Here is an 18359-nt window from a genome sequence, read left to right as displayed (position 1 = left end):
TAAAATCATCTGTATATCTTTTACCTGTATTTCTCACATGGACACTTCCTTTCCATACATTCATTTTAACTGTTTATATTGGGTTGTGTCCATAAAAGTATACTAGCACTAATGATTTTGTTAATAAAATTGTAATAATATTCGATGCAGATTAATAAAATGAATGGAGTGATAAAATTTACAAGGAGGATTTTGTATGGGTGTTGCTTCATTAGTAGTTGGAATTTGTAGTATTGTATTTGCTGTAATTTCATGGGGGTGCCTATGGTGGTTATCTCTAATCCTAGGCGTTGTAGGTGTGGTATTAGGAATTATAGACATGAAGAAAAAGAAAGAATCAGGTGAAGCTTTTGCAATGGCTAAAGGTGGATTTATATGTTCCATAATAGGAATATGTATGGCTATTATATTTTTAATATTTATTGTGGGATTAGCTTCATTAGGAGCAGCAGTGTAAAATTATATCATTAAAAGATGTCTGTATAGGCATCTTATTTTAGTTACAAGGAGGTTAAAATTTGAAAAGCGAAGGAATAATAAAAGAATATAATATTTTTAATGTTATATTAATTACTTTAGTAATAGCTATGATATTTTTACCCTTTATATCTAGAGTTGTGAATAAATTATTTCCTATCACCTATGGATGCCTTTCTTATAGAATTTTAGGAGAGCCTTGCCCTCTTTGTGGATTTACTAGAGATATGAGAAATATTATATCTGGTGATATTTTTGCTCCTAAGCTAAACTTATTATCAGTACCAGCAGTTTTATTAGGGATATTTGAAATTTTTTTTAGAATGAAAATATTATTATCAAAGAAAAAATTAATGGATAATAAATTTAGAAATAATATAATAAAATTTGATGTTATATATCATGTATTTATGTGCTTTTCTTTTATAATCTATGGAATTCTATTTTATATATTAGATTTATCAAGGGTTTAGAAGGTGTAATAATTATTTCATTTTTGCTCAGTATAATAATTCTATCCTTTGGAAAACTTAATATATAGTATAGTAAAATCCACTGAAAAGGAGAATGCATTTAGTTATGAATACACGTGTACCTTATCATAATTATATAGTTGTAACACCAAATGGAGACGTATTAGGCTTTGGAGAAGAGGATGATGCAAGAAAATATGTGGCAGGATATTATGTAGGAAAAATAGAAGAATTATCAGATGATAGAAGTAAAGTCTATGTTGATTATGGAACAGACCCCCTTCAAGCTTCAGTAGATATATGTACTGAATTAGGAGCCTATGAAGGAGATTGTATTATTTATGATTTAGACAGTTTCATAGAAAATATTCAAAACTCTGGTATATTTGAAGATGAAAAGGAAGAACTTATACTAAAGCTTATGCAGGAAAAAATAAATTTGAATATTAATGACTATCAAGTAGATGACCTTTTATATGATACAAAAGTAGTTCCTAATAGAGATTAAAATACAAAACCTTACTAAGATAAAATAATTTAAATAAAATTTGAGCATGTCTCTATATTAGAGAACATGCTCAAATTTTATGAAAACTAAATATATATTTGTAAAAGCGTTACTTAATTAAGCATTAAACATGATTGTTCATAAGTCTGTTACGTGCCATAAGCATTTCCTCATCAAGGTGTGTTGTAGTACCAGCACAGTTTAACAGCATGGTGCTAATATCATCAGGCATTTCGCCCTCATATTTATATCTAAGCTTATGTTCTAGGCTTGCCCACGTATCCATTGAAATTGTTCTAAATTGAATCTCTACAGGAACATTTTCAACTTTCTTTGAGAAGAATACAGGAACACTAACAACTAAGTGAAGACTGCGATAACCATTGTCTTTTGGATTTTTTATGTAATCACGTTCCTTGATAATAGTTAAATCAGTTTGTGCCTTAATTGAAGCTGCAATTTCATAAACATCACTGAGAAAAGAGCAAATAACTCTAATTCCAGCAATATCAGTTAAAGTTTCTGCAGACTCAATAGAGAGTTCTAATCCTCTTCTTTGAAGTTTTTCAAGTATACTCTCAGGAGATTTAAGTCTAGATTTCATATGTTCAATAGGATTATAAGAGTGAATACTTTTATATTCATCATTAAGTATTGCAAATTTTGTTTCGATTTCACGAAGGGCACAACGATATTTTAAAGAAAGAGATTTAAAATCTTCAATTTGGGTACCAAATTGTGAAATATCTATGTTTTTAAGATCCTTAAAAGGCAATTGTGGCATAATAAATTCTCCTTTGTATATGTATTAGGTCTTATAATAGTATAATATAAATTGCTTTTTTATTAAAGTGGACATAAAATTAATATAGAAATATTAATGAGAAAATAACATAAGACTTTGGTTAATAAAAGGTAGTCAATGACTACCTTTATTTTATAAAAAATTAACTGACTCACTTAATACTTTCCCAATAGAATCGTGAATAACTAAGTCTGCTCTAGAATCAGCAGAAGTACTACTTTTATTTATAAGCACTAGATTTTTGCCTTTAAAATAGTTTATAAGATTAGCTGCAGGATAAACCACTAGAGAAGTTCCACCTATAATTAATGTGTCTGCTTTTGAGATAGCATCGATAGCTCCTTTAAGTACAGTTTCATCTAAACCTTCTTCATATAAAACTACATCAGGTCTAACAGTTCCACTACATTTAGGACAAGTAGGTATTCCCTTAGAATTTAAAATAAAATCCATATCATAGCTATCATTACATTTAATGCAATAGTTTCTATGAATTGAGCCATGAAGCTCAAATACATTTTTAGAACCAGCTGCTTGATGAAGTCCATCAATGTTTTGAGTAATGATTGCTTTAAGTTTACCCATTTCTTCAAGGTTAGCAAGAGCTATATGTGCTCCATTAGGTTTAGCTTCAGGATATATAAGCTTTGCCTTATAAAAATTAAAAAATTCATCAGGAAATCTTATAAAGTAAGTATGAGAAACTAGCTGTTCAGGAGAAAGGGTCATGTTAAGTCTTGCATTAAAAAGCCCATTGGCACTTCTAAAATCCGGTATATTTGATTCGGTAGATACTCCTGCACCACCAAAGAATACTATGTTATTGCTATTTCTTAAAATTTGTGTTAGTTTTTCTATTTCAGTATTCATATAATCATCTCCATAAATTATTTATTAATCCTATTATGACACGAAGTTATAGAAAATAAAATATACTTATAGAACATGTTGGAAAGACAAAACCCTTTGTAATATTCTTAAAAAAGCTGTTGCAAAAAAAGACCCTAACAAATACGAACCTTGGGAAGCTGCATTAATGCAAGCAATTGGCTCTAACTTCGATTGGACAAACAAAGAAAATCTTAAGCCGCTTATTGAGTTTATACAAAAAAATTATAATGATATTTGAGATATGAGACATAGAATAGGCTAATAACTATGACTTATAACCATAAAGTTGAATATCACTCAAGTTTTTTCAACTTAAGTATGAACTACTCTCCATTGTTGACAGTTGTAATTAAGCTTATAATAAAAGTACTAAAAAGGCTCAAAGGCGGAGGTAGTGAATATGAATAGATTAAATATTGGAGAGACTATTTTACATTTGAGAAAAGAAAAAAAGATTACTCAAGAGCAGTTGGCAAGTATGATTGGAATTTCAGCTGGAGCGGTAAGCAAATGGGAGACTGGAAATTCAACACCAGATATTTCTTTATTAGCGCCATTGGCAAGAGCCTTTGATACCTCTTTAGATGTTTTGCTTTCCTTTCAACAAGAGCTTTCTGAAGTAGAAGTGATTAATATAAAAAAAGAATTAGTTGAAGTATTTTTACATCATGGTTATATGGATGGGGAATTAAGATGTAAAGAATATGAGAAAGAATACCCTAATAGTGTATATTTAAAATTGATAATTGCACAATTGATTCAAATGTATTCTATGATGTCAGGTAATGTTTCGGAGGAATGTATAAAATCAAGAATGGAGTATTGCTTAACTTTGCTTTATCAAGTTACTGAAAGTAAGGTTTCAAAGTATATATCAGTAGCTTTATTTTCTATTGCTAATATACAAATGACCTTAGAAAACTATGAGGAAAGTGAAAGGGCTCTTAAGGAATTATCAAATTCATTTATAGATCCCATGGTACTATATTCTTCATTGTTACAGAAACAGGGAAAGATTGAAGAAGCAGAAAATATGTGTAAAGGAATGTTATTACAGTATTTAAACCAAAGCATTGCAATGATAGCAATATTAGCAAGGCTCTCAAAAGGTGAACATAATTATGAAAAGGCAACTTTGTATTTAGATGCTCTAAATCAAGTTGAAAATACATTTAAAATAGGGATGGGTTCAGGAGCATATAATTACTGTAGGCTATATATTGAAATAGGGAACAAGGAGCTTGCTGCAAAATGGTTTAACAATTATGTAAAAGAGCTACTTTCTACAGAATATGATTATAGCAATAACCCTTATTTTGAAAATCTTAAATTAGAGGTGAATGTGGAAGGGCAGAAGATAATAAGAAAGAAGTTATTTCAATCACTTATGGATGAAGAAGATTTGAAAGTATTATGTGGAAATCTAGAGTATGAAGATGCAATTAAAGCACTAAAAAATGCTGTTTCTGAAATGTAAAGTAATTTATGTGGTTTTAAGTTGTTAGGTTATGCGGAGAATTTTAATAGAAATTAAATAAAAACAGTAGAGAAGTTAATACAAATTCTCTACTGTTTTTTGGGTTGTTAATCTTTTTTACATTCTAATATAAAATTTAACAAGCTGCTTAAGTTTTCTTCACTGCCAATATCACTATAAAACTTCATAAGTTTTAGTACCGGAGTTATACTCTGGTCAATGATATTTAATGATATTAATTCAAGAACTTCATTTTTAAAAGTATTTATTTCTTCTAAATTATTTTCTTCAATAAGTATAGTCAAAAGCTGGTCTAATGATTTTAATAATACTCTTTTATTTCTCTGAGATTTAGCCAGTTGTATTGACTTCTTATAGCATTCAATAGAAAGCTCTATATTACCAATTAATTTGGTAGAAATTCCTAGTTGATTATAAGCATTAGGGCAAGGATAGCTTTCCTTAACATTACTACAATTACTTATTATATAAATTAGTTTATCTATATATATTTTTATATTATTTATATCCTTTAACACTGTATATATATCAAGGATATTTGCAGTAATTAATATAATGTTTTCTGTATCATTATTACTTAGTGTACTTAACATAGATTTGTTTACATTTAATGCATCACTATAAAACTTTCTATATCTAAGACAATTTACTTTTAATATATTAAGTTCAAGTATATTTTCTTTAGTAAGTGTCTTAAATGTGCTCTCAATATGTTCAATTTCAAGTAAAGCTTTATCATGTTCATTAAGATGCATATAAGCTAATGTGTTGTTATACATCACTTTATACCTTAAATCTTCTGATATTGTATCATTATATACAAGTGCTAAGTTATTGAAATCTAGAGCCTCTTTATCTTTACCTAGATATATACATATACCCCCTAACTTTTGAAGGAGATTAAATAATCTAATATCATTAAATAATCTGTTATGATTTTCAAAAGCCTTTATATAGTATATATAACTTCGGTTAAATTCCTTTTGCTTCTTTAATATGTCTCCAATTTTTTCATATATAATCATTTTTTTCTCAGGGACATCATACTTCATTAAAAATAATTCAATCTCTTCAATATCCTTAGTAAAATCCTTTGAAATATTATCTTCATTATTACATAAAAAAATTATATATTTACTAGCAATTTTATTTGTTTGAGCATTAATATCCTCTAGTAAATACTCAGTATCTAAATTAAAATCTATATTCCTTTCTTTGCATATTCGGTTTATATTATCTGTAATTATATGCGCTACTGTTGGTGTGAGAGTAGACTTATCATTTTCGATTATGCTAATAAGTTCACGGGTTATTTCACCCCCAGTAATTTCTTTTTGATTAATTTTAAGTTCTTTTCTAATTTTTCTAATTTTTTGACCTGGTGATAAAATTTCCATTTAATTACGCTCCTTATTAGTATATAAATTATATATTATAAGAATTATATCATAAAAAATAAAATTTGTAAAACAAAAGGTTTACAAACAATACATAATATGGTATATTTAAAAAGTAAAATTTGAAATTTACATTGAATTTTAGGATTTACATTACGTAATTTATATTAAAAGGAGAGAATTAAAATGAAAAAAACTATAGTATCTTTATTAATAATTATGGGGTTATTTACGTCCATAGGCTTATATCAAGGGGATAAAAGTATGTTAATCAATAGTGTGAATAATATGAAATATACTACATTAGATACAAGTATTAATGCGTTCCCCATGGTTGAAGAACCTGGAGAAGGTCTTCCTAAGTAGAAATTTAGACTACTTAAAACTTTTATAGAAATTATCATATTAAGTAATGGTGTTTATATCAGATTGTATATGTAATCGAGTATATATTAAAAATATTTTCGAAATTGTAAAAAAACATATTTACAAATATAAAAGGCCGTGATAAACTAAAATTGTAAATAAAATTATTTACTTTTAATATAATCTAAGATAGTAGGTGATAATAATTGTATGATATATTGAGTGTTTATCTAGAGAATGGATTACGGGTTATAATGCATAAAATACCTCATGCTAGAACTATGGCTTGTGGTATCTGGATAAAACAAGGAAGCAAGTATGAAAGTGATGAGCAAAATGGATTATCTCATCTAATAGAGCATTTAATGATAAATATAGAGAATGACAATAATCCAAGATTTAAAAGGTTAATAAATGAAGTATCGTCTGAAGGAATTGTATATAATGCAGGAACTACTAAGGAAACAACTTCATATTACTTTACTGGATTATCTAATATGTTAGAAAAATGTATAGAAACATTATCTACAATAGTAATAGATAATAAAACATTTGCTAAGGAACTTATAGAAAATGAAAAAAAGGTTGTAACTCAAGAAACTATATCTTTCTACTCTTCATTTAATCAAATAAAAGAAAGAACAAGCCAATCTCTTTGGGGAAATGTTGGTGTTGGAAGAATAATTGTAGGTAATATTGAAAATGTAAATAATGCTAAATCTGACGACTTGGAAAGTATTATAAATGATTCTTATACTCCTGAAAATGCAACTATTGTAGTCGTAGGAGGCATAGACTATCAAGATACATTGAACATGATTGAAGAAAATTTCACTAGATGGGAAGATACACAAACTAGAAAGTATAAGGAAATAGTAGATAGCGAACCTGGTATCTATTTCAGCTCCAATAAAAGTGGGAAAAGTACTGCTATATCTATAGGATTTAGGGTGCCTTCATATATGGATGTAGAAAGACCTAATATAGATATCATTGCTAAAATATTAGGTGATTCTAGTCTAGAATCGAGATTAGTTCAGGAAATAAGGATGAAAAGAGGGCTAGCATACAGTATAGGATCTTTTGCAAACTTTTATGAAAACAGAGGGACTCTTGGATTTACAGCGGTTTGTGAAAATAAATCAGTAAATGAAGTTCTAAAAATTATGGTAGATGAGTTTCATAAGGTTAAAAATGAAGGTTTTACAGACAAGGAAATTAATAGAGTAAAAAAAATGCTTGAAACAAGAACCTTACTTGATTTAGATGACTTAAAATCACAACTTAAGTTCTTAGGCAAAACATCCTCAAATGGCCAACTATTTTCATTAGAACAAGAAATAAGAAATATAAAAAAAGTAAATGCCCAGAGCTTGCATAGTACAATTCAAGATATATTTGTCGAAGAAAAAATGGGTTTAGCAGCTATTGGAAATTGTGATTTAGATCAAGTAATTTCATTACTTAAATTAAATTAATGGAGGGAGGTTATGGTATGAATGATATTCCTTGTATATATGATATATCCCTAATAAATGAAGAAAATAAGCTTAAGGAAGATATATTAAATGGTAAAGCGTTAGATATTCTTCTAATACTACTATCTGGTTCAAAAACAATAGGTGAAATATCTAAAGAATTACATGTACCAAGTTTTTCGGTTCAATTATATGTTCAAAGACTTATAGAAGCGAATCTTATTAAGATAACGGACAAGAAAATTGTTGAGGGTAGATTAGAAAAAAACTATAACTTAGTATCTACAGATATAGAGATATTAAATTATTTAAAGGATAATTGTAAAGATAACCAAGGCAAAGCTAATTCAGAGTTATCATCACAACACTTTGCATCCTTAACTAGAGATATTATAAGAAATATAGATAAATATGGCGATAAACCACATAAAATTAAAGCTTTTTTTATAAAAGCTGATGAAGAAAAGATGGTTGAATTTAAGAAAGAACTTGATGAGTTATTTAGTAAATATGAGTCTCTAGAGAATTTGGAATCTTCTGATACTTATGGGTTTATAAGTATTTTAGCACCATATAAATTAGGAAATTAGTGCTATAACTTTAAATTAATAAAAGCAAATCTTTTAAATAATAATTAACTTATTTCATTAGCAAATTATATTTTTCTAAAATACTTAATAGACTCTATAAGATTTTCAGTCAAATTTAATAGAAGATATTAGTCTTCTATAATTAAAATGGCTACTTGAGAGTTTACTAATATATATTTCAAATGAAGGGGGGGGATTAATTATGATTAATAAAGAAAAAGAAGATAAACATTGTAATAAGGAAATAGGCAAGAGTACTATAAAAAATAATGAAATAAAGATTCCGGATGAGAGTTTAAATTTAGATGAATCAGAAGAACGGCCAGGAATAGGGTATGAAATATTTAAAATTTCTCATATTGATGATTAGATGTGTTTACAATGATATTGAAAATAAGAAAGAAATAGGGGTAAAAATTATGGAAGAAATAAAAAAAAGTATAACAATTAACAAAGAAGACTATAAAGTTCAAGATGGCAAAGTGTTTATAGAAAGTGATGAATTAGCAAAAGCTCTTTCAAACGAATACTTGGATTTAGATTCAGAAGAAGAACAAGCAGTAACAATTAATATATATAAATGTAGTTAATATTTAATAGAATAAAATTAATAAGAAAGAAATAAGGGTGGAAAATATGGAAGAAATAAAAAAAAGTATAACAATTAACAAAGAAGACTATAAAGTTCAAGATGGCAAAGTGTTTATAGAAAGTGATGAATTAGCAAAAGCTCTTTCAAATGAATACTTAGATTTAGATTCAGAAGAAGAACAAGCAGTAACAATTAATGTATACAAATGTACTAGCAATTAATATATATTAACAGTTTAAATTAATATTTTGAAAAGACATGAAAAAGAGTGATTTATCACTCTTTTCCATTAAGGAGAGTAATCTATGAAATTTTCCAATTATAATTTAAAGGTTAAACATAATGGTAATTTTATTATATTTAATACAATATCAAAGAAATATGTTTTTTATGATAAAGAGAAACATGAACTTATAGGTAGTATTACTAATAATTTAAACAAATCAAATTATTCTATTGAAGAATTGAATATCATTAAGAAGTTATGGAAAATTGGGGGAATTATTGATAATTCTACTGATGAAAAAGAGAAAGCAATTTATAACGAAAATGTTATGAAATACCAAAATGAAGTTTTTTTTCTTACAATTCAACCTACTCTAGATTGTAATTTTAGATGTGTTTATTGTTATGAAGATCATAAAAGTGAATACATGAGTGAATTTACAGAAAATGGAATAATATCATATATTAATGATATATCTCAAAAAGTTAAAAAAGTATTTATTGTTTGGTTTGGTGGGGAACCTTTACTAGCTACAGATACAATAAATAGAATATCACAAGAGGCAATTAAAATTTGTTATGATAATCGTTGTAAATATGAATCGATGATAGTAACTAACGGATACTTGATTTCTGAAGATAATATAAGTCTTTTGGAAAGAAATAGAATTACGACCGCTCAAATTACTTTAGATGGAACCAGAAGTTATCATAATGAAAAAAGACCTCTTTTAAATGGAGATAAAACTTTTGATAAAATACTTGATAATATAATTTTACTGTTAAAAAATAATGTTAAACTGATATTAAGGATTAATATTGATAAAAATAATATAAGTAATATATCTGAAGTATTTGATTTAATTGATCCTCAATATAGAAAAAATATAGTAATTAATATGTGTAATTTATTTCAGAATAATAAAAGTATGAATTTATACAATTTATACTTAGATGCTCTTAGGAAGGGTTATACTATAGAGCCATTTCCCAATAAAAATTATAGATGTGATGGATATTCAAAGAATTCACTTACAATACAACCTAATGGTAATATAGTTCCATGTTCTATATTAGCTGAAAAAGGTATATCTTTTGGTAAAATCAATGAAAATGGTAACTTGAAAATTGAAAATAATAGTATGTATTATAAATTTAAAAATTATGTTGTTACTAACCAAAGTAGATGTAGAGAATGTATTACAGAACCTTTGTGTGGGGGTCCTTGTATGTATAAAAATATAATTAAAGGCGATGTGTGCGATAGCAAATTTTTAGATGGACTTACTTTAGAAGAAAAAATAAAACTTAAATTTGAAAAAGATTTATTAAATAATAGGATGGAGGAATTTGCACTATGAAAAAATATATACTTAAATATAAATTTAGTTTTTTTAGTACAGCGTTACTTATAACTATATATGCCGCTTTTAATGTGGCGGTGGCATGGATGCTTCAATATGTAGTAGATGCAGCTACGGGTAGTTCATTACAATTTTTCTTTAGAAGTGTAATGTTGTTTGGCTTATATATTGTGTTAGCTTTTCTAGTAGAAATACTTTTAAAGTATTCTAAAGCTAGATATATTAGAAAAACTATAACCTTTATGAGAAAAGATTTAATGAATAATGTGTTAAAACAAGACATATCTACATTTACAAAAAATAATAGCGCTAAATATATATCTGTTTTAAATAATGATATTTCATTAATCGAACAAGATTATGTATTAAGTATATTCAATATTATAAATAATATTGTTACATTTTCTTTAGCATTTTTATCGCTTATGTATATAAATGTATATATTACTTTAATAATTATAGTTATAAGTATTTGTACATTTACTTTACCACAATTATTCTCTAAAAAATTATCAAGGAAAAAACTTAACTACTCAACTGGTTTAGAAACCTTCACTATAAAAATTAAGGATTTATTACTTGGATTTGAAGTAATAAAGAATTTTAATATTGAGAGTAAAGCAGAAAGTGAATTCAAAAATGTTAACAATGATTTAGAATCAAATAAAGAAAGATTTTCAATATACAGTGGTTTTGTAGACTCTTTTGCAGAGTTATTAGGAACAATTATGTTTATGGCTCCTATTTTAATTGGAGGATATTTAGTTATTAAAGGTAAAGTTACAGTTGGTATTTTAATTGCATTGATACAGTTAATGAATAATTTATCAGGTCCACTAATTGCAGGTATTCAACATATTAACAAAGTAAAATCATCTAAGGAAGTAATAAAGAAAGTTAATGATTTAGTATATAGCCATGATGAAAATGAAAATAAACAATTAACTGTACTAAAAAGCTTTAATGATTCTATAAAGTTTAAAAATGTTAATTTTAAATATGATGAAAGTAAACTAGCATTAGATAATATAAATATAGAATTTGAAAAAGGTAAGAAATATGCAATTGTAGGCGAGAGTGGAAGTGGTAAATCTACAATTATTAGACTTCTTCAAAAATACTATAGTGATTTCCAAGGAGAAATTAAGTTAGACGATGTAGAATTAAGAAATATAGGAACAGAAAATTTATATGAATTAACTTCAATAATTCATCAAAATGTATTTATGTTTTCAGGAACTATAAAGGATAATATAACACTTTATAATGATTATACAGATGAAGAAGTAATGAAAGTTATAAAAATAGCAGGACTATATAAATTAGTAAGTAGTCTTCCTAATGGAATTTATGAAGATGTAGGAGAGAATGGAAATAAATTATCAGGCGGAGAAAAACAAAGAATTTCCATATCTAGAGCACTTATTAAGAATTCTTCTATATTACTTTTGGATGAATCAACTTCTGCTTTAGATAATATAACTTCTTTTGAGATAGAACAGTCTATTTTATCAATCAAAGATCTTACTGCTATTGTAATTACTCATAAGTTAAATGAAGAAGTTCTAAGTAACTATGATAAGATTTATGTTTTAAAAGGCGGAAGATTATTAGAATCTGGAAACTTTAATACTTTGATGAGCAATAAAGGTTATTTTTATAGTATGTATACATTAAATAATAACCTTGAAGATAAGGAAATAGATTGTATAGATAAAGCCATTTAATATAGGTTATGAGTTTATTTTAAGAGTATTATAAAACATATATTTAACTAAAAAATCCCTTGGAAACCCAAGGGGGTTTTTTAGTTAAGCTTCTATTATATAAATAAATTTATTACATAAGAAGTATATATTTTCTTTTCTATTATTAGCATTTACATTGGTTTAAGCTATGTTTGTATGTGCGAAGTTTGAGTTAGTATTTATATAAAATATATTAAAAATAATTACTTTATGTAAATAAAACTATTTACGTAAAATAATTGTAATGATAAACTATATTTGTAAATAAAGTTATGTAATCTCATATAGCCTATGGTAGTAGGTGATGATAATGGGGCATTTATTAAAAGATTAAAGGGGAATATAATATGAAGATGTATTTAGTAAAACAAAGAGATTTTTCATTATTAATTTTTGGTAAACTAGTTTCATCTATAGGTAGTCAAATGCAAGGATTTGCACTATCTTTATATGTATTAAGTATTACTGGATCAGCTACTAAGTTTGCTTCTGTTTTAGCTATAACAATAATTCCTAGACTAATTTTAGGACCTATAGCAGGGGTTTTTGCAGACTGGTTTGATAAAAAGAAGATGATGGTTGCATTAGATATACTAAGCGGAATAATTATAGGTATATTTGTACTTATATATAGAATTACCGGAGGATTAGATATGACACATATCTATATTCTTTCAATCACGTTATCTTTAATAGGTGTAATATTTCAACCAGTAACTAGTAGTATTTTGCCGTCAATTATAAAAAAAGAAGAATTAGTTGATGGAAATGGATTAAGTTCTTTTGTTATGGATTTAGGAAATTTATTATCTCCAGCACTAGCAGGAATTTTAATGGGATCCTACGGTCTTTATGTAATACTTATTATAAATAGCATCAGTTTTATACTATCGGGTATAAGTGAAGCCTTTATAAGAATTCCTAAAATAAATTCTAAACCAGAAAACATCACTATAAAAAGCTTCAGAAATGATTTTAAAGATGGTATTACTTTTATAAAAAACAAAAAATTGATTTTAAATATTATATTACTGTGTCTAGTGATTAATTTTGCATATAATCCTGTATTTAGTATTGGATTAACCTATATTTCTAAACAAGTATTAATGGTATCAGATTTTCAATATGGACTTATGGAATCTATGCTAGTAGTATCAATGTTGATAGCTCCATTCATCTGTAGTTCTATGTATAATAAATTTAAAGGTGGAAAAATGTATTTCTATATTATATTGTTTAGTGGAATTTTACTTGGAATACTAAGCTTAGTGCCTTCAAATTTCTACTTAAATTTATTTGATAATAATTTTATACCATATGTAAGTATAATAGTAATAACTTTTTTTATAGGACTCATCACATCACTTGCAAATATAACTATGAATACAATGTTCCAAGAACAAGTTCCATTAAATCTCATGGGTAGAGTTTCATCAGTGATGGGTGCAGTTTGTATGGCAGCTATACCTTTTGGGCAAATGGTTTTCGGCTATATGTATGATAAAGTTAGCGCTTCAATATGTATATTAATATCTTCAATAATTTTAATTATCACTATATTACTATTTAGAAAGTCTTTATTTAATTGTGATAATGAAAATGAAATTAAAAATGAGTTAAGCGAAACTATTGGTTTAAATAATGGAGAAATTTAGACATAAAATAAAATGATCAGGGATGTGAATATGATATGAATGCAACGTTAAGCGTTTTACGTAAAAAGGATTTTTTATTTTTAATGATGGGGAAACTAGTTTCTTTATTAGGAAGTAATATCCAAAGTTTTGCTTTATCATTATATGTACTAAAAATAACAGGATCTGCTACTAAATTTGCATCAGTATTAGGTATAGCAATAATACCTAGATTAGTTTTATCACCAATAGCTGGGGTTATAGCTGATTGGTTTGATAGAAAACAAATTATTGTTTGTTCAGATTTATTTAGTGGATTACTCATAGGAGTATATGCGGTAATATATAAACTTAACAGTGGTCTTTCTATAGAGAGTATATATGTATTAGTAATAATTTCAACTATTATATCTGTATTTTTTAATCCAGCAATAAATGCTGTAATACCAAGTATTGTGAAAAAGGAAGAGTTAGTAGATGCAAATTCAATAGATTCTTTTATTGCCAATACAACTAATTTTGTGTCTCCAATGATAGCAGCAGCATTACTAGGTATTTTTGATATATTTATTATTTTAATTATAAATTCTTTAAGCTTTATCTTATCAGCTATACAAGAAATGTTTATAAGTATTCCTAAAACAAATAAGAAACCTCATAAAATAACTTTTAAAGCTTTTTTAAGTGACTTTGTTACAGGATTTAACTTTATTAGATTTGATAAACTATTACCTAAATTAATTATATTAGGATTGATAGCTAATTTTATTTTTACGCCTATTTTATTTATGGGCATAACATATATTTCAAAAGAAGTATTTTTGGTGAGTGACTATCAGTATAGTTTTGTAGAATCTATAATAGTATTAGCAACGCTTATTTCTCCTATAGTTAGCAATATACTATGCAAAAAATTTGAGTTTAGTAAAATATTTTACATGTATTTACTTTTAACTTCAATTTTAGGTGTAGTATTAGCGGTGAGTTGTTCTCCGTTATTTATGAGTGGATTTAGAAGTATATTAATTCCTTTTTCAGTTTTTGTGTTTACAGTATCTATGATGATGCTTATAATTTCTGTAGGTAATATGGCCTTTGCAGTAATGCAACAACAAATTATTCCTATAAATATGATGGGAAGAGTAAAATCTACTATAAATAGTTGTGCATTAGCAATGAACCCAATTTCTTATATGATTTATGGTTTTCTATTTGATAAATATCCTGTATGGATATCTGTAGTATTATCATCCATTTTGTTATTTTTAGTTGTTATTAGCTTTAAAAAAATATTATATATATCTAATAGTAATGAAAAAGGAGATAAATTTTCTTATGCTAGTGAACAATAAATATATGTATTAATGAAGTATTTTTACTTATAAGTAAAAATAATATATTTATTTTAGGTGTTAAAGCTGAGGCGTAGTCTCAGCTTTTGTAGTAAGTGCATTGAAATTTGTAATTATATACCATGAATATATAAAGGCTAACCTAATAAAAGATTTATGTATGGTGAGAGAAAATAAGGTGATTAGGGATGTGAATGTATAATTTTGGAGGTTAAGGGAGTTAGAGTTATGAAAAAATATATACTTAAATATAAATTTAGTTTTTTAGTACAGCGTTACTTATAACTATATATGCCGCTTTTAACGTGGCTGTGGCATGGATGCTTCAATATGTAGTAGATGTAGCTACGGGTAGTTCACTACAATTTTTCTTTAGAAGTGTAATGTTGTTTAGCTTCTGGAAATATGACAGAGATATATCTGTTCAAATCAAATAAACTACAGGATAATCTTGCGGCTATAGGGTTGGATGATTATGAGTTAAATCATGTCAAAACTAGTAAAACGGCAAAAGAAACCGAGTGCTACATAAAGGTTGCAAAGAAAATTCTTTCCAAACGAAGCGGCGTTGATAATGCTTGCATCACGATTAGATATAACGCAAGTGGTAAACCCTATGTTAAGGCAGGCGAACCTGGTTATGAGAAGACGATGAAGAATATTGACACATTGTCACTTGGAATTATAACCTACTGCCTCAGGATAGAAGGTAGAGAATTTTATTTATCTGTATATACAAAGGATACTAACAATATAAGAATATGGGAGGTTAATGAAATGTTTGAAATCATCAAAGGAGAAACAGTAATCCCAGAGGGGAAAAGTTTCATGGAAAGAATTGCAATAAAAGGAATTGTAATTGTGGATGATAAATTATTGATTTTAAAGACTAATAAAGGCGATTACAAGATTCCCGGAGGCGGACAAAAAAAAGGCGAAGATTATGAAGCCACTTTAAGAAGAGAATTTGAGGAAGAAGTGGGCTGCAAGTTAATTAAGGTTAATAATATGATAGGTATCACAAAGGAGGTCGGACCGGATAAATTTGATCCGGATGCATATTTTGCAATGACAAATCATTATTATTTATGCCAAGTAGACCTTAGTAGCTTAAATGAGCAAAAGCTTGATGAATATGAGGCAGAACTTGAGATTAAACCGGAGCTCATCTCTCTGGAAGATGCAATTACTAATAACACTGAATTAATTAACCGTGAGGGAAAGGATAATGTGAACCCTTGGGTTGAGAGGGAATTAACAGTATTTAACAAGATAAAGGAAACGGTTGTATAAGAATATGAAAAGCTTATACAAAAACAATATAACTACATAAAGCAAATTGCCAAAGAAGGATTCTATTAAAAAAATCAGCTTCACATACATCAATGTGAAGCTAATTTTTTAGCTACGGTAGATGTTCCACCGCTTATATATAAGATTAGTAATATATTTTGCTAAAGCCCTATTTTAATAGGATTTATATGTGAAAAATGATTAGATAATATATTAGATTATTCTATAAAAATTTATTAAGAATTTTTACTATCCTTATAAAACCTTAGATAAGAAATCTATAGTTCTGGGGTTTTTAGGATTTCCGAAAAGTTCATCTGGAGTGCCTTCTTCTAGAATTTTTCCTTCATCCATAAATAAAATTCTATCCCCAACTTCTCTTGCAAAGCCCATTTCATGGGTTACTACCACCATGGTCATACCTTCTTTGGCTAGTTCTTTCATAACATTTAAAACTTCACCAACCATTTCAGGGTCTAAAGCAGAAGTAGGTTCGTCAAATAGCATTACATCTGGGTTCATGGCTAAAGCTCTGGCTATTGCTATCCTTTGCTTTTGTCCACCAGATAAGGAGCTTGGATAAGCACTAGCTTTATCTGTTAGACCTACCATTTTTAAAAGAGATAGAGCTTTTTCATTAGCTGATTGAACCTTTTCACCTTTTACCTTAATAGGGGATATAGTTATATTTTCTAATACTGATTTATGAGGAAAGAGATTAAATTGCTGAAATACCATCCCCATTTTTTCTCTTAGTTTATTTATATTAGCCTTTTTATCAGTGATATTATTTCCTTCAAATATAATTTCCCCTGAAGTCGGTTCTTCTAGTAGATTAAGACAACGTAAGAAGGTAGACTTACCAGAACCAGAAGGGCCAATAATTACAACAACTTCTCCTTTAGTTATATGTTCATCAATTCCCTTTAAAACTTCTAGTTCTCCAAAGTTTTTCTTTAAATTTTTAACGTGAATCATTTCCTTTAAGTCTCCTTTCTGCATAAGCCATTAATCTTCCTAGAGTAAATGTCAGGATAAAGTAGCAGATTGCTGCTACAATTAAAGGCTCAAAGTTTCTATAGGTGGCACCTGTAACTAGCTTAGCACCATAAGTAATTTCTGCTACACCTATAGCTGATGCCATAGATGATTCCTTTATTATAGCCACAAACTCATTACCAATAGCAGGTAAAATATTTCTTATGGCTTGTGGTAATATAATATGTTGCATGGCCATTCTTTGATTCATACCTAGACTTCTTGCAGCCTCTAATTGTCCTTTATCTACTGCATCAATTCCACTTCTTATTATTTCTGCCACATAAGCTCCTGAGTTAAGTGAAAGTGCTATTACACAAGCTACTAAAGGAGTAAGCTTAACTCCAAAGGAGGTTGTACCAAAATATACTATAAAAATTTGTAGTAATAAAGGTGTTCCTCTTATGAATTCTATATAAATAGAAGCTATAACCTTAGGAATAGGTACTTTTAATACAGATAACTTGGACCTTTTCATGAAGCAAAGAAGGGTTCCTAGGATTGCTCCAAATAGAACTGATAGCATTGCTACTAATAAAGTCCATTGAATACCTTCTATAAACACTGGATAATATTTTTCTAAAAACTTAAAACTTAAATTAGACATAGCTTCCTCCTTTGTAGCTAGTA

Annotated in this window: 21 protein-coding genes; 16 read left to right on the top strand and 5 right to left on the bottom strand. The window is 27.5% G+C overall.

Annotated features, from left to right (window positions below; all coding sequences use genetic code 11):
- The first annotated feature begins 196 nt into the window (after positions 1 to 196).
- The 3 genes from ACTNBA_RS17415 (at position 197) to ACTNBA_RS17405 (ending at position 1458) form a co-directional block, all read left to right on the top strand.
- Entirely contained in the window at positions 197 to 457 is a 261-nt protein-coding gene (locus ACTNBA_RS17415; RefSeq protein WP_035133860.1) for a hypothetical protein, read from the top strand.
- Positions 458 to 518: 61 nt separating this feature from the next.
- On the top strand, positions 519 to 950 hold the full coding sequence (locus tag ACTNBA_RS17410) for a DUF2752 domain-containing protein (protein ID WP_441075549.1): 432 nt from the start codon (positions 519 to 521) through the stop codon (positions 948 to 950).
- 106 nt (positions 951 to 1056) lie between these two features.
- Positions 1057 to 1458 (top strand): hypothetical protein, encoded by a 402-nt coding sequence (locus tag ACTNBA_RS17405; RefSeq protein ID WP_441075548.1) that lies wholly within the window; start codon positions 1057 to 1059, stop codon positions 1456 to 1458.
- A 124-nt stretch (positions 1459 to 1582) separates the two neighbouring features.
- On the opposite strand, the gene ACTNBA_RS17400 is transcribed toward ACTNBA_RS17405, so the two are convergent.
- On the bottom strand, positions 1583 to 2242 hold the full coding sequence (locus ACTNBA_RS17400) for a GTP pyrophosphokinase (RefSeq protein ID WP_441075547.1): 660 nt from the start codon (positions 2240 to 2242) through the stop codon (positions 1583 to 1585).
- 153 nt (positions 2243 to 2395) lie between these two features.
- Positions 2396 to 3133 (bottom strand): NAD-dependent protein deacylase, encoded by a 738-nt coding sequence (locus ACTNBA_RS17395; RefSeq protein WP_441075546.1) that lies wholly within the window; start codon positions 3131 to 3133, stop codon positions 2396 to 2398.
- A 421-nt stretch (positions 3134 to 3554) separates the two neighbouring features.
- Here ACTNBA_RS17395 and ACTNBA_RS17390 point away from each other — a divergent pair, with 421 nt between their 5' ends.
- The gene (locus ACTNBA_RS17390) at positions 3555 to 4631 is read left to right on the top strand and encodes a helix-turn-helix domain-containing protein (RefSeq protein ID WP_441075545.1); all 1077 of its coding nucleotides are present in this window, start codon (positions 3555 to 3557) and stop codon (positions 4629 to 4631) included.
- A 107-nt stretch (positions 4632 to 4738) separates the two neighbouring features.
- Here the strand turns inward: ACTNBA_RS17390 and ACTNBA_RS17385 are convergent, their stop codons facing one another.
- Entirely contained in the window at positions 4739 to 6049 is a 1311-nt protein-coding gene (locus ACTNBA_RS17385; protein ID WP_441075544.1) for a helix-turn-helix domain-containing protein, read from the bottom strand.
- A 186-nt stretch (positions 6050 to 6235) separates the two neighbouring features.
- Between ACTNBA_RS17385 and ACTNBA_RS17380 the strand changes: the two genes are divergently transcribed.
- The 12 genes from ACTNBA_RS17380 to ACTNBA_RS17325 all read left to right on the top strand — a co-directional run bounded on the left by ACTNBA_RS17380 (position 6236) and on the right by ACTNBA_RS17325 (position 16691).
- Entirely contained in the window at positions 6236 to 6415 is a 180-nt protein-coding gene (locus ACTNBA_RS17380) for a hypothetical protein (protein ID WP_441075543.1), read from the top strand.
- Positions 6416 to 6621: 206 nt separating this feature from the next.
- Complete coding sequence (locus ACTNBA_RS17375; protein ID WP_441075542.1) at positions 6622 to 7893, top strand: M16 family metallopeptidase; 1272 nt, start codon at positions 6622 to 6624, stop codon at positions 7891 to 7893.
- A 17-nt stretch (positions 7894 to 7910) separates the two neighbouring features.
- Positions 7911 to 8483: a hypothetical protein gene (locus ACTNBA_RS17370; RefSeq protein WP_441075541.1), complete on the top strand. Its 573-nt coding sequence runs from the start codon at positions 7911 to 7913 to the stop codon at positions 8481 to 8483.
- A 202-nt stretch (positions 8484 to 8685) separates the two neighbouring features.
- Positions 8686 to 8853, top strand: coding sequence for a hypothetical protein (locus ACTNBA_RS17365; RefSeq protein WP_441075540.1), 168 nt, complete (start codon positions 8686 to 8688; stop codon positions 8851 to 8853).
- Positions 8854 to 8902: 49 nt separating this feature from the next.
- Positions 8903 to 9073: a hypothetical protein gene (locus ACTNBA_RS17360; protein ID WP_441075539.1), complete on the top strand. Its 171-nt coding sequence runs from the start codon at positions 8903 to 8905 to the stop codon at positions 9071 to 9073.
- A 46-nt stretch (positions 9074 to 9119) separates the two neighbouring features.
- Entirely contained in the window at positions 9120 to 9296 is a 177-nt protein-coding gene (locus ACTNBA_RS17355; RefSeq protein WP_441075538.1) for a hypothetical protein, read from the top strand.
- Positions 9297 to 9380: 84 nt separating this feature from the next.
- Positions 9381 to 10661 (top strand): radical SAM protein, encoded by a 1281-nt coding sequence (locus ACTNBA_RS17350; protein ID WP_441075537.1) that lies wholly within the window; start codon positions 9381 to 9383, stop codon positions 10659 to 10661.
- The gene (locus tag ACTNBA_RS17345) at positions 10658 to 12391 is read left to right on the top strand and encodes an ABC transporter ATP-binding protein (protein WP_441075536.1); all 1734 of its coding nucleotides are present in this window, start codon (positions 10658 to 10660) and stop codon (positions 12389 to 12391) included. Before ACTNBA_RS17350 ends, ACTNBA_RS17345 begins: the two co-directional genes overlap by 4 nt.
- 368 nt (positions 12392 to 12759) lie before the next feature.
- The gene (locus tag ACTNBA_RS17340; protein ID WP_441075535.1) at positions 12760 to 14067 is read left to right on the top strand and encodes an MFS transporter; all 1308 of its coding nucleotides are present in this window, start codon (positions 12760 to 12762) and stop codon (positions 14065 to 14067) included.
- A gap of 35 nt (positions 14068 to 14102) precedes the next feature.
- Entirely contained in the window at positions 14103 to 15398 is a 1296-nt protein-coding gene (locus ACTNBA_RS17335; protein ID WP_441075534.1) for an MFS transporter, read from the top strand.
- Between the two features lie 305 nt (positions 15399 to 15703).
- Positions 15704 to 15835 carry a hypothetical protein gene (locus ACTNBA_RS17330; protein WP_441075533.1) on the top strand — a complete coding sequence of 44 codons (132 nt, stop codon included), beginning with the start codon at positions 15704 to 15706 and terminating at the stop codon, positions 15833 to 15835.
- The gene (locus ACTNBA_RS17325; RefSeq protein WP_441075532.1) at positions 15804 to 16691 is read left to right on the top strand and encodes an NUDIX domain-containing protein; all 888 of its coding nucleotides are present in this window, start codon (positions 15804 to 15806) and stop codon (positions 16689 to 16691) included. The genes ACTNBA_RS17330 and ACTNBA_RS17325 overlap by 32 nt, the downstream gene beginning before the upstream one ends.
- A 255-nt stretch (positions 16692 to 16946) precedes the next feature.
- On the opposite strand, the gene ACTNBA_RS17320 is transcribed toward ACTNBA_RS17325, so the two are convergent.
- Positions 16947 to 17669 (bottom strand): amino acid ABC transporter ATP-binding protein, encoded by a 723-nt coding sequence (locus tag ACTNBA_RS17320; protein ID WP_441075553.1) that lies wholly within the window; start codon positions 17667 to 17669, stop codon positions 16947 to 16949.
- Positions 17656 to 18336, bottom strand: a complete 681-nt coding sequence (locus ACTNBA_RS17315; protein WP_035133830.1) for an amino acid ABC transporter permease — start codon at positions 18334 to 18336, stop codon at positions 17656 to 17658. The genes ACTNBA_RS17320 and ACTNBA_RS17315 overlap by 14 nt, the downstream gene beginning before the upstream one ends.
- Positions 18337 to 18359: the final 23 nt, after the last annotated feature.

The organism is Clostridium sulfidigenes, assembly GCF_052067195.1.
In the GTDB taxonomy this organism is placed as follows: domain Bacteria; phylum Bacillota; class Clostridia; order Clostridiales; family Clostridiaceae; genus Clostridium_J; species Clostridium_J sulfidigenes.
The sequence above is the reverse complement of the archived record's forward strand: the minus strand, read 5'-3'. Positions and strand labels throughout refer to the sequence as shown.